The 12309-nt window shown below is 48.9% G+C and carries 9 protein-coding genes; 1 reads left to right on the top strand and 8 read right to left on the bottom strand.

Annotated features, from left to right (window positions below):
- Nucleotides 1-3: 3 nt before the first annotated feature.
- The 3 genes from B4W65_RS07855 to B4W65_RS07845 all read right to left on the bottom strand — a co-directional run bounded on the left by B4W65_RS07855 (nucleotide 4) and on the right by B4W65_RS07845 (nucleotide 5181).
- Nucleotides 4-2055: an alpha-ketoacid dehydrogenase subunit alpha/beta gene (locus B4W65_RS07855; RefSeq protein WP_088654594.1), complete on the bottom strand. Its 2052-nt coding sequence runs from the start codon at nucleotides 2053-2055 to the stop codon at nucleotides 4-6.
- A 27-nt stretch (nucleotides 2056-2082) separates the two neighbouring features.
- Nucleotides 2083-3393: a dihydrolipoamide acetyltransferase family protein gene (locus tag B4W65_RS07850; protein WP_088654593.1), complete on the bottom strand. Its 1311-nt coding sequence runs from the start codon at nucleotides 3391-3393 to the stop codon at nucleotides 2083-2085.
- A 324-nt stretch (nucleotides 3394-3717) separates the two neighbouring features.
- Entirely contained in the window at nucleotides 3718-5181 is a 1464-nt protein-coding gene (locus B4W65_RS07845) for a tryptophanase (RefSeq protein WP_088654592.1), read from the bottom strand.
- Between the two features lie 208 nt (nucleotides 5182-5389).
- Between B4W65_RS07845 and B4W65_RS07840 the strand changes: the two genes are divergently transcribed.
- Nucleotides 5390-6127, top strand: coding sequence for a lysophospholipid acyltransferase family protein (locus B4W65_RS07840; RefSeq protein WP_088654591.1), 738 nt, complete (start codon nucleotides 5390-5392; stop codon nucleotides 6125-6127).
- Nucleotides 6128-6219: 92 nt separating this feature from the next.
- Here the strand turns inward: B4W65_RS07840 and B4W65_RS07835 are convergent, their stop codons facing one another.
- From B4W65_RS07835 to rimO, 5 genes are all read right to left on the bottom strand, one after another.
- Nucleotides 6220-7449: an isocitrate dehydrogenase (NADP(+)) gene (locus B4W65_RS07835; protein WP_088654590.1), complete on the bottom strand. Its 1230-nt coding sequence runs from the start codon at nucleotides 7447-7449 to the stop codon at nucleotides 6220-6222.
- Nucleotides 7450-7543: 94 nt separating this feature from the next.
- The gene (locus B4W65_RS07830) at nucleotides 7544-7723 is read right to left on the bottom strand and encodes a hypothetical protein (RefSeq protein WP_088654589.1); all 180 of its coding nucleotides are present in this window, start codon (nucleotides 7721-7723) and stop codon (nucleotides 7544-7546) included.
- A gap of 413 nt (nucleotides 7724-8136) precedes the next feature.
- Nucleotides 8137-9249, bottom strand: coding sequence for a DNA polymerase III subunit gamma/tau (locus B4W65_RS07825; RefSeq protein WP_088654588.1), 1113 nt, complete (start codon nucleotides 9247-9249; stop codon nucleotides 8137-8139).
- A gap of 95 nt (nucleotides 9250-9344) precedes the next feature.
- A complete protein-coding gene (locus B4W65_RS07820) occupies nucleotides 9345-10982 on the bottom strand; it encodes a Na/Pi cotransporter family protein (RefSeq protein ID WP_088654587.1) in 1638 nt (545 codons plus the stop codon).
- 27 nt (nucleotides 10983-11009) lie between these two features.
- A complete protein-coding gene (gene rimO / locus B4W65_RS07815) occupies nucleotides 11010-12308 on the bottom strand; it encodes a 30S ribosomal protein S12 methylthiotransferase RimO (RefSeq protein ID WP_088654586.1) in 1299 nt (432 codons plus the stop codon).
- Nucleotide 12309 lies beyond the last annotated feature (1 nt).

The following is a 12309-nucleotide window of genomic DNA, read 5'->3' as shown; positions in this document are numbered from 1 at the left end:
GATTTAGTATTCCAGCATTTCTTTGGCTGCCGTCAATATCTTGTCGGTATTGGGCAGTACCGCTGCCTCCAATATGCGGTTGAAACCAACTGGAGTAAAAGCTGAACCTACACGCTTGATGGGGGCGTCCAGGTATTCAAAAGCCACTTCAGAAATGGTTGCGGCAACTTCACCTCCAAAACCGGCAAAAACCTTGTCCTCATGCACGATCATGGCTCTTGAGGTCTTTTTAACCGAGGCTATGATGGCATCGGTATCCAGGGGCGAAATACTTCTCAAATCAAGTACTTCCACATCGGCAATGCCCTCTTTGGCCAACTTTTCAGCTGCTTCCAGACAAAAATGAGTGGTGTTGCCGTAAGTGATTATGGTCATATCCTTGCCTTCGCGACGAATGCGTGCCTTGCCAAAAGGCACTTCAAAATCATCGGGCACAGGGGTGGCGGCCTTAGGAGCGTTGTACAAGGCTTTGGGCTCTAAAAACAGTGTCATACCCTCTGAGCGCATAGACGTTCTCAGCAAACCGGCTGCATCATCGGCAAAAGAGGGATAAACGACCCTTACACCCGGGAAGGTGGCCAAGGCGCCTTCAATGGTTTGGGAATGGTACAAACCACCTCCAATGTATCCTCCGGAAGCCAAACGAACGGTAATGTTGGGCGAGTACTGTCCCTTGGTCCGCCAGTACTCATGGGTAGTTTCTACAAACTGCTCCATGGCCGGCCAAAAGTAGTCGGCAAATTCAGCCCCTTCTACTACTATTCGGATGTCCTTGTTGTAACGCGACATACCGTTGGCGGTACCCATAATGTAGTCTTCGGCAATGGGTGCGTTAAACACGCGTTTTTTACCGAATTCCTGCTGCAATCCTTTGGAAACGTTAAAGATGCCTCCCTTGTCCTTATTCGCAATATCCTGCCCCCAAATAAAGGTGTCGGGGTTGTGGCGGAATTCTGCCTTCAGGGTTTCGTTCAGGGCTTCGATAAACTTTTTGGCTTCACCTTCCGAATTGTGCAGGCCATCGGGATATTTGTCGGCTGCATAGGGCTCCGGAATTACAAAATCATAGATGGATTCGGGCGTGGGCTGCGGGGCGGTAATGCCCTTTTTATGGGCGGCTTTAACCTCAGCTGTAACCTTCTCCTCTATTTCTTTCAACTCCTCTTCGGTGGCCCGATTGTAACGCAACAACAAACGACGGTATTTGGCCAGGGGATCATACTCCCTTACGTAGCTGAGCTCATTCTCGTCGCGGTACAGCTCATGTCGGTCGCTGTTGCTGTGTGAGCCAATGCGCACACAGTTGGCATGCACCAATACGGGCTTTTGTTCGCGTTTTGCCCAGGCTACGGCTTCTTCCATGGTGTTCATGGAATCAAACACGTCCTTGCCGTTGCAATACAAAATATGCAGGTTTTTAAACCCTTCGAAGTTTTTGGCCACCTTACGGTTGGCCGTCTGGTCTTCCTTGGGTACCGAAATACCGTAACCGTTGTCCTGGAAGACAAAGACTACGGGCAATTCTTCGTTGGAGGCGCCGTTAATGGCTTCGTAAACGTAGCCTTCGGATACGGAGCTTTCGCCCTGACTGCTGATGACTACGGCATCTTTCTCGCCGTAAGCTTTGATGGCGCGTCCCACCCCGCTGGCGTGCAGGGTATGGTTACCCGTACAGCTGCTCACGTTGTGGATGTTCCACTCAGGCTTGGCAAAGTGGTTCGACATGTGTCGGCCACCACCAGCTACATCGGCGTCTCTCGAAATACCATTATAAATGATTTCCTCGGCAGTCATCCCTGCCGCCACACAGGTCTGCAGGTCGCGGTAGTAAGGAAACAAATGGTCTTTGTTTTTGCGGAACATCTGACCAATGGCCAGCTGAATGCCGTCGTGTCCGGCTGCCGGTGCGTGGTACGACCAGCCGATGGCTTGTTTTAGGTAGTTGGGGGCACGCTCATCGAGCGAGCGTCCCAAAAACAACAGGTGGTACCACTTCAACAGAAGGTCCTTATCGGTCTTTTTTATAGAATATTTTACAGGAACATTGCTCTTCATTTCTACAATATTTTAGTACAACCTTGATTACAATTCGGTGTTGATGTCCCACTCCTCGAGATAGTCGGCCACCTTACGCAGGAAAAATCCGCCCAGTGCCCCATCTACAATACGGTGGTCGTACGACAGCGACAGGAACATTTTGTGACGAATGGCAATAACATCCCCGGCCTCTGTTTCGAGCACGGCGGGTTTCTTCTCAATGGTTCCGGTGGCCAAAATGGCTACCTGGGGCTGATTGATGATGGGTGTACCAATGGCGTTTTTAAAGGAGCCAAAATTGGTAATGGTAAAGGTGCCTCCCTGAATGTCGTCGGGCGAAAGCTTATTGTTGCGTGCCTGATCGGCCAAACGGTTGATGTCGCTGGCCAAGCCTACTACATTCTTCTGGTCGGCCTGCTTAATTACCGGCACAATCAGGTTGCCCGAGGGCAGTGCCACGGCAATACCCACATTCACATTTTTACGGTAAATGATGTTGTTGCCGCTGACTGAGGCATTTACGCCGGGGTAATCGCGCAGGGCCTTGGCAACGGCCTGGGTGAAGATGGGCATAAAGGTGAGCTTTTCACCGTATTTTTTAAGGAAGGCATCTTTCTGCTTGTTGCGCCACAACACCAGGTTGGTTACGTCCGCCTCAACAATAGAAGTTACGTGCGGTGAAACCTGCTTCGACATTACCATATTGTCGGCAATCAGCTTACGCATGCGGTCCATTTCAACAATGTCGTCGTTGGCTCCGGCCTTAACCTCTGGCGCCTTAAAGGCTGGTTTTTCGGCGGCTTTTGGCGCTTCGGCCTTGGCGGCAGGCGCAGCTTTGGCTGCGGGTTGACTGCCACGATTCTTCAGGTAGTCGAGCACGTCTTCCTTGGTCACTCGGCCGTCCTTGCCTGAACCTTTAATGCCATCGAGTTCGGCCACAGAAATTTGTTCTTCCTTAGCAATGCTCTTTACCAGGGGGGAGTAAAAACGGTCGCTGTCCTTAAAATCGGCACTGCTTTCTGCGGGCGCTGCGGCAGCAGGCTCAGCGGCAGGCGCTTTGCTCTCTTCAGCCGGCTTTGCTTCTGCCTCGGCCGACTCGTCTCCGGCACCCTCTCCATCCATGGCAATAACTGCCACTACTTCACCTACCGGCACCAGGGCGTCGGTTTCAAATTTAATCTCCTTGATCACACCGGCAACGGGTGAAGGAATCTCAGAGTCAACCTTGTCGGTTGCAATCTCCAGCAAAACCTGGTCTTCTTCCACGGTATCACCAACTTTTACAAACCATTTGGTGATGGTGGCTTCTTCAACACTCTCACCCATTTTGGGCATAAGGATATCAAATGTAGACATATTGAAAAGATTTATTTTTTGTTGATTCTAATGCTTTTATTCCGTGTGTTTTAACGTTATTCTCTTACCTCTCAATAAATTGGTGCGCAAAAATAGCGCTTTGGGTTATATTAAACAAGTCTAAATAAAACAAAGCGCTTGTTTTGAAACTATCCTATTAACAGCGTTACAGGCTTTTTGTTTTTTACAGCCGAAAAATTTACAATTTTGGTCGAAGCACGGGAGTGCACTGTTTTTCAAGATAGCAATTACCCATAAAAAAAGCAAGGCTGTGAACTTGCGTTCATAGCCTTGCCCACTTTGGATAGAGGGGTAAAGAAGGTATTAGAGACTGTCTCCAAAATCCTGCTTAAACTTGGCCACCAGTTTTTCGGGCCAGTCGGAAACAGCATCCAGGCGTCCCATAAAGAAACGCAACACTTTAGGTTCTTCGGTAAATTTGAGTCCGCCAATAAGCTCCCGGTTGTTGTACAACCAGTGGATTCGGTCGATCAGGAACTTGGTTTGCGAAAGGGTGAACACTCTGCGCGGGAAAGCCAAACGCAAGAGTTCCATATCGGCCAACAAATCTTCTCCATTTTCGAGGCGAACACTCGAGATGGTGCCTCTTTCCATACCCCGGCAACCTGAAACAATGTACAAAGCTGCAGCCAGTGCTCCGGCAGGGTATTCACTTTGTGGTACGTGTGGTAAAAAGCTCATGGCATCCACGTGGGCGCCCAGGGCCCCGGCAGGTGTAATCACAGGAATGCCCAGGCGATCCATTTCATTTACTGCATATTCGATAAAACCGGGTGACTGACTGATCACGGTTTCGTCGGTGGTTTCGTACAAACCTACCGCCATCGCTTCAATTTCGCGTACCGACATTCCGCCATAAGTCAGAAATCCTTCGAAAAGCGGAATCAAATCCCGCATTTTCATATACAAATCCTTGTTGTTGGTACAAATGCCACCACCACGTGTCGAACTTACCTTGCGGCTCGAGAAATAAACAATGTCGCAGATACCGCACATGGTACGCAGAATCTCCTTGATGCTGGTCGTGGCAAACTCTGCTTCCCGCTGCTTAACAAACCATGCATTTTCGCCAATGAGACTGGCATCCAGTACCATCATTATGCCGAATTCATCGGCCACCTTACGCACTTCACGCATATTTGCAATCGAGAAGGGCTGACCACCAATCAGGTTGGTCGAGGCTTCCATGCGGATAAAGGGGATGTGTTCCTTGCCGAAACGCGCAATCAGCTCACGCAACTTTTGAATATCGATGTTGCCCTTAAACGGATGCTTGCTTTTTATTTTAAGTGCCTCATCGGTGAAAATTTCAAAGATCTCGCCACCATTAAGCTCCATATGCGCCTTGGTGGTGGTAAAGTGATAATTCATGGGAATGGCATCTCCCGGCTTGATAAAAGTCTTGGAAATAACGTTTTCAGCCGCCCTACCCTGGTGTACAGGTAATACCAGTTCTTTACCAAATACCTCCTTAATGGCTGCCTCCATCCGGTAAAAGCTTTGTGAACCTGCATAGGCATCGTCTGCCTGCAGCATCGAAGCCTGTTGGTTGTCGCTCATGGCGTTGGTGCCACTATCGGTGAGCATATCTAAAAAGATGTCTGCCGTATTCAGTAAAAAGGTGTTGAATCCTCCTTGTTTAATGGCCTTTAGGCGCTCGTCAATGGGCTTCAGGTGTAACTTTTGAACGATTCTGACTTTGTGTAATTCTACAGGGATTTGTTCTCCACTGAAAAATTTAACTTGGGGACTTGAATTCTGATCCATGGTTTAAGTGAAAAAGATGAATATAATTACAATGTGAATTTTCAACAACAGCTGTCAAAATAGTTAAAAGTGTTGGTGTTGTTCTGAAAAATGTTTAAAAAAAACTGCTGTTACCCCCTATTTTGTTTTGATTTTAAATTAGCCAGCGTTTTCTGACTTGTAGAAACAGTTTTATTGTTGTTTTTTTGTATGATTTTTTTGAATAGTTATGCAAATCATCCTTGGTTATCTGCTCACCCCACTCTACTACCTGTGGTTTGGCCTGGCTTTGGCCCTATTTCATCCCATTCAGGTATTGTCCTGGCATTTGGGGGGCTATAAGGCCCATAAAAAGAGTGTGGGCATACTTAATTATTTTTTGGTAAAAGGCTTGTTTTTGCTGGGTGCACGCATCCGCTTCAAAGGATTTGAGCTGCTGCCCAAAGACCGTCCTCTGGTAGTTGTAGCCAACCACCAGAGCATTTTCGACATCCAGGCTTTTGTCTATGGTTTCAATGCCTGGCATCCCAAATTTGTTTCGAAAATAGAGCTGGGCAAAGGTATTCCCAGCATATCTTACAATTTGCGCCGCAGCGGTTCGGCCCTCATAGATAGAAGCAAAGGCAGTCAGGCCATCCGTGAAATCGTTCGCCTGGGGCGCTACGTCGAAGCCCACAACTATGCCGTTTGCATCTACCCCGAGGGTACCCGAAGCCGCGACGGCCGGGTTAAACCCTTCCAGTCGGCCGGTGTAAAATCCCTCCTGAAAGCAGCGCCCTCTGCCCTTTTGGTTCCCTTTGTTATTGAGGGACATTCGGACTTAATGAAGAAAGGTTACTTTCCTCTGCTTTTTGGGCAAAAGCTGACCTACCGGGTGTTGCCGCCCCTTGAGCCCGGGAAGCGGGAAGCCGAAGAACTGGTGCAGGAGTGTGAGCTGAAAATAAAGCAGGCTCTGGGTCAGGCTTAATGATGCTCAAAAGCTGATTTGCCCCAACAAAAAAAGCTGCCCGAAGGCAGCTTTTTCTTTATAATGAGACCGAATATCCTTATCTGATATCCTTACTTCGCCATCTTCAACTCAAGATGTGACTTGATGGCAGCCATAAAGCCTTCGGTAGTCAGGTAATGTTCCGACTTCAAATCCTTACCATGAATGGTCAGTGCCAAGTCTTTGGTCATTTGACCGCTCTCTACCGTCTCTACACAAACGGCTTCCAGCTTCTCCGCAAAATCAATCAAAGCCTGATTGTTGTCGAGTTTGCCCCGGAAAGCCAGTCCCCGTGTCCATGCATAAATGCTGGCAATGGGATTGGTTGAGGTGGGCTTACCCTCCTGATGCTGACGGTAGTGACGGGTCACGGTTCCGTGCGCTGCCTCTGCCTCCATAGTCTTGCCATCGGGCGTTACCAGGGTCGAGGTCATCAGTCCCAAAGAACCAAAGCCCTGGGCCAGGGTGTCCGACTGTACATCGCCGTCGTAGTTTTTACAAGCCCAGACAAAGTTTCCGTTCCACTTAAGGGCCGCAGCCACCATGTCGTCGATCAAGCGGTGTTCATAGGTAATGCCCAACTGCTCAAACTTACCTTTGTAATGCTTCTCGTAAACATCCTGAAAGATGTCTTTGAAACGACCGTCGTACTTTTTAAGAATGGTGTTTTTGGTCGACAAGTAAAGGGGCCATTTTTTGTTGATGGCCTGGTTGAAACAGCTGTGGGCAAAACCGGTGATGCTCTCATCGGTATTGTACATGGCCAAAGCCACCCCGTCGCCCTCGAAATCGTAAACATCGTAGGACTGTACTTCGCCCCCGTCTTCAGGCGTAAAAGTAATGGTCAGCTTGCCCTTGCCCTTTACCAGGAAGTCGGTCGCTCTGTACTGGTCGCCAAAGGCATGACGGCCAATGCAAATGGGATGCTCCCAACCGGGAACCAGGCGTGGCACATTTTTGATGATGATGGGCTCGCGAAATACGGTACCGCCGAGGATGTTACGAATGGTTCCGTTGGGCGACTTCCACATCTTCTTCAATCCAAATTCCTCCACACGGTTTTCATCGGGCGTGATGGTGGCACACTTGATCCCGACATTATATTTTTGAATGGCGTGGGCTGCATCAATGGTCACCTGATCGTTGGTGGCATCGCGATGCTCCATCCCCAGGTCGTAGTACTTGATGTCCAAATCAACATAGGGAAGAATCAGCTCCTCCTTAATCATCTTCCAGATGATGCGGGTCATCTCATCCCCGTCCAGCTCCACCACCGGATTCAGCACTTTAATTTTGCTCATGGTATCAGAATTATATTATGATTTAGTTAGTTAATCGGATTCACATTTTGTAACAAACCGAAGGCTGAATTGTTGCAATAAAAAACAAAAATAATCAGTCGATATCCAAATTGAATTGCTGCCGAAGTAGCGCCAGGGCCGGATTCTTTTGCATCATGGCTTCCAACTTTTCTGTGGCAGTAAATGCTTTTCGTGGACCTTCCTCCTCTTCTGTTTTTATGGCTGTTTCCAATTCGAGAAAATCATTTTTGACTTCCTTTTTTAAAAACAACATCAACTGGGGCTTTACACGCAGCAAATCGTCCTGCTGGAGACTGCTGGTCAGTTCAACCCGGATGCGCTCCTTGTCTATAAGAACGGGCGGGTTGTTCGAAATGATGCTGAAAAGACGTGGATCGTTTTGCTCCAGCGTTTTACCATAAGCCCGCCAGGCCAGATCAAGTGCTTCCGGATCAACAGCTTCGCGAAGCCGGAGGCTGTTTCCTGCAGGGCTCTCCTGTGTATTTTCCGAATTTTGAGTGTCGCTGCCGTTCCCCGCGGCGCTTTTACCAGGTCCCTTTAACAGGGCCTTAACCGAAACACTGGAAATTCTTTGTTGGGGGGCACGTTGAACTGGCGAAGGACTGGCAACAGGAGTACCGGATGGGGTATTCGCTTTAACTGTGGCCGCCTTTTTTCTTTTCTCTGCTAATTCAAGTGCTTTTTTTTTTCAGCCAAAATGCGAGCCAAAGAAAGCAGGGCAAACTCAACATGCAGACGCTTATTGCGGGCTACTTTGTAGTTCAGTTCACAGGAGGTAGTGATTTTCAAAGCCTCAAACAAGAAGTCGTTGTCGCAGACCCGGGCCTGTTCCTGATACCTCAGTTTTATAGAAGCACCTACCTCAAGCAAATTAACGGTTTGCGGATCGCGGCACATCATCAAATCACGCAGGTGACTGGCCATCCCCTCTAAAAAGTGACTGCCATCGAAACCGTGATTCAATATTTCATTAAAAATCAAAAGCGCGGAGGTGGCATCTTCCTTCAAAAAGGCTTCGGTCAACCGAAAATAGTAATCGTAATCGAGTACGTTTAAGTTTTCGATGACCTGTTGGTAAGTGATGTTTTTACCGCTAAAGGCCACAATCTGGTCGAATATGGACAAGGCATCCCGCATGGCACCATCGGCCTTGGTGGCAATTACGTTAAGCGCCTCTTCCTCGATGGTAACACCTTCCTTGCCGGCCACATACTTCAAATGCGCCACCGCCGTTTCTACCGCTATCCTGTTGAAGTCGAAGGTCTGACAACGCGACAGAATGGTGGGTAAAATCTTGTGCTTTTCGGTGGTAGCCATGATAAACACCGCATGCCTGGGTGGCTCTTCCAGGGTTTTTAGAAAAGCATTAAAGGCCTGGGACGACAGCATGTGTACCTCGTCGATGATGTAAACGCTGTACTTGCCCATTTGTGGAGGGATGCGCACCTTATCGATAAGGAGGCGGATATCGTCTACCGAGTTGTTGCTCGCCGCATCCAGTTCGTGAATATTGAAGGACTTGTTCTCGTTAAAGGATTTGCAGGACGCACATTCGTTACAGGCCTCATAATCGGCCCCGATATTTTGGCAATTAATGGTTTTGGCAAAAATTCGTGCACAAGTGGTTTTGCCTACCCCGCGTGGACCGCAAAACAAATAGGCATGTGCCAGCTGCTCATTTTTTATGGCGTTTTTAAGGGTCGTGGTAATGTTCTCCTGCCCTTCCACCGAGGCAAAGGTGCCCGGCCGATATTTTCGTGCTGAAACAATGTATTCCATAGAAGCAAAAACTGCCTTCAATTGCAGTCACACAAAGATAAAAAAATACCCGGCTGCCGCAAACAAAATTAAACTGGGGCCACAGTATTGCGTAATTATTCGGGCATGGGCTCGTGGGCCTCCCGCATAAAAACCAGGCGGCCGAAGTTGGTGGCGCGACTGTTGATGATGCGCAATAAGTTTAAAAGCTCCATATGCACCTTGCTCGATTCGAGGGAGGTGGTATTGGGGGTGAGTAAGCGTTTGTAATGCTGGCGTTCGAAATCAAAAGCCATAAGGGCATATTTGCGGTATTTCCTTTTCATGCGCAGGGCCTGATCCGGGTCCCAGTGGTGCATCAATACCAGAGCCCGCTCCAATTGCTTGAGGCAGCGTGCGTGATAATCTTCCAATTCTTTCTTCCCGCTGGGCGAAAATTGTATGTTGTTCTGCAACCATTTTTCGGCTTGCCGCACCACGTTAACCGCCACAATATCGGCTATTTGTTCCAGCTCATTAACCACATGCAGCATCCGGTAATAGTCTTCCGACCAGTTCTCAATGGGGTGCTTCTGATTCATTTTCACCAGAAAATCATTGATGGCTTCCCGATAAAAATCGGCCTTTTCTTCCCATTTTTTTATTTGATCTACCGCCGCAGCATCCCGCTCAAAAAACGGACGCATGGAGGCTTTAACCATACTGTAAACCACTTCGCCCATATCCTGAACCTCTTTTTGCAAAAAGGGCAGCGATAAGTCGGGACTGCTCATCAAGTCCTTGTTTAAATATTGGAGCGAATGTACGGACTTCTTGCGCGGGGCTTTCACCAACTTGCCGGCCAGTGCACCTATGAGTCCGGTAAAGGGCAAAAAGACCAGGGCCATCATCAGATTAAACAGGGTATGCGCATTGGCCAAAAGACGGGCATTGGACGCAGCCTGACCGCTGATCCAATACGTGGCCTGGGCCCAATAACCCAAAAACCAGATTAATAAGAGGGCGCCTAAAAAACGAAAAAGTGCGTTGGCAACAGCCAGTTTTCGGCCCGGGTAAGAGGCGGTTAATGAGGCCAGAAGTGCCGTAACCGTGGTACCAATATTGGTGCCCAATATTAGGGGCAAAGCCGCCTCAAAGGTGATTAATCCACTGGTGGTGAGGGTAATCAATATGCCGATAAAGGCGGCACTGCTTTGTATCATGGCTGTCAGCACCATGCCTGTGAGTAAGCCGGCCCAGGGGCGTTCGAGATGCAGCAACAAATCAATGAAGCGCGGCATTTCACGCAAGGGCGCCATCCCGTCGGCCATCAGCTTCATCCCAAAAAAGAGAATGGCAAAGCCCAGGATGATTTGCCCCACATCGCTCCACCTGCCTTTGGCAAAGGCCTTTATAAAGAAGCCCAGTCCGACAAACAGCAAGGCGTAATCGCCCAGATTAAAGGAAATCAGCTGCGTGGTAATGGTGGTACCGATGCCGGTACCCAGGAGTACCGGTAAGGTTTGTGTAAAAGTAATGAGCGAGGCATCTACAAAGCCTACCAGCACCACCGAGGCGGCACTGCTGCTTTGGAAAAGCAGGGTCAGCAAAACGCCAAAGGCTACTCCGCCTGGTTTCGACCGCAGAAAACGGTCCAGAATGTAACGCAGTTTACCGCCGGCCAGCTTTTTGGATCCGGCGCTCAGCAACTCCATGCCCAGGAGAAAAATTCCCAGGCCGCCCAACAAATTTACCACCAGCATAAAAGTGTCCATAGGCCCTTGCTAAAAACGAGACTTGTATTACTCCGCCACTTCGGCAAATAAATCATAATCTTCTGCCCCGGTAATTCGTACTTTGTAGAAAGTACCGGGTGCTAATGCCCGGGTACTGCTGATCAGTACTTCGGGGTCTACTTCGGGACTGTCGAACTCACTGCGTCCCACATAATAGCCGTTTTCTTCCCGATCAACGATGACTTTGAGCACCTGTCCCACCTTGGCCTCGTTGTGGGCGCGACTGATGCCGTTTTGCAGCTCCATCAGTGCATCGGCACGTTCCTGCTTGAGTTCGGGATCTACATCGTCTTCATAATGACGGTAGGCATAAGTATCCTCTTCGTGCGAATAGGGAAACACCCCCAAACGCTCAAATTTCATTTCCTCCACAAAAGCCATCAGGTCCTGAAAATCGGCCTCTGTTTCACCGGGGTGTCCGGCAATAAGGGTGGTACGCAAATGAATACCCGGCACCGTTTCGCGCATTTTGTGCAGGAGCGCATAGGTCTGCTCCCGGGTCACCTTTCTGCGCATGGCGGTCAGCATAGGATCAGATATGTGCTGAAGGGCGATGTCCATGTACTTGCAAACCTTGGGGTTTTGAGCCATCTCATCCAGCACATCCATAGGAAAACCTGCCGGATAAGCGTAATGCAAGCGGATCCATTCAATGCCATCGACCTTGGAGAGTTCGCGAATCAGAGGAGCCAACATCTGTTTCTTATACAAGTCGACTCCATAGTAAGACAAGTCCTGGGCAATTACCTGCAACTCTTTAACCCCTTTTTTGGCCAGGCGCTCTGCTTCATCTACCAGACTTTCGATGCTGCGCGACTGGTGCTTACCGGTTATGATGGGAATGGCGCAATACGAGCAACTGCGGTTGCAACCCTCCGACACCTTTAAGTAAGCATAATGGCCCGGGGTGGTCAAACTGCGCTCATTCTTCAAGTCGGCCCGATACGCAATACCCATCTCCGATATGAGGTCCTTCCACTTGAACTTACCGTAAAACTTATCTACTTCCGGAATTTCTTTTCCCAGCTCATCGAAGTAGCGCTCAGAGAGGCAGCCCATTACAAAGAGCTTGGATATTTTACCCTGTTTGCGGGCTTCCACAAAGTTTAAAATGGTCTCGATCGATTCCTCTTTCGCATCTCCAATAAAGCCACAGGTATTGATGACGATTACTTCGCCCTGCGGGTTGGGCGAATCGTGCTCCACCAGATAGCCGTTTGCCTGAAACTGCTTAATCAACAACTCCGAATCCACCAGGTTTTTTGAGCAACCCAGGGTAATCACATCCACACGCTTTTTTATCATA

Source organism: Geofilum rhodophaeum (assembly GCF_002210225.1).
GTDB lineage: Bacteria > Bacteroidota > Bacteroidia > Bacteroidales > Marinilabiliaceae > Geofilum > Geofilum rhodophaeum.
The sequence above is the reverse complement of the archived record's forward strand: the minus strand, read 5'-3'. Positions and strand labels throughout refer to the sequence as shown.

Excerpts from the sequence above, each read along its gene's own strand:
- B4W65_RS07855 (WP_088654594.1), bottom strand. The coding sequence starts at position 2,055 with ATGAAGAGCAATGTTCCTGTAAAATATTCTATAAAAAAGACCGATAAG.
- B4W65_RS07850 (WP_088654593.1), bottom strand. The coding sequence starts at position 3,393 with ATGTCTACATTTGATATCCTTATGCCCAAAATGGGTGAGAGTGTTGAA.
- B4W65_RS07845 (WP_088654592.1), bottom strand. The coding sequence starts at position 5,181 with ATGGATCAGAATTCAAGTCCCCAAGTTAAATTTTTCAGTGGAGAACAA.
- B4W65_RS07840 (WP_088654591.1), top strand. The coding sequence starts at position 5,390 with ATGCAAATCATCCTTGGTTATCTGCTCACCCCACTCTACTACCTGTGG.
- B4W65_RS07835 (WP_088654590.1), bottom strand. The coding sequence starts at position 7,449 with ATGAGCAAAATTAAAGTGCTGAATCCGGTGGTGGAGCTGGACGGGGAT.
- B4W65_RS07830 (WP_088654589.1), bottom strand. The coding sequence starts at position 7,723 with ATGTTGTTTTTAAAAAAGGAAGTCAAAAATGATTTTCTCGAATTGGAA.
- B4W65_RS07825 (WP_088654588.1), bottom strand. The coding sequence starts at position 9,249 with ATGGAATACATTGTTTCAGCACGAAAATATCGGCCGGGCACCTTTGCC.
- B4W65_RS07820 (WP_088654587.1), bottom strand. The coding sequence starts at position 10,982 with ATGGACACTTTTATGCTGGTGGTAAATTTGTTGGGCGGCCTGGGAATT.
- rimO (WP_088654586.1), bottom strand. The coding sequence starts at position 12,308 with ATGATAAAAAAGCGTGTGGATGTGATTACCCTGGGTTGCTCAAAAAAC.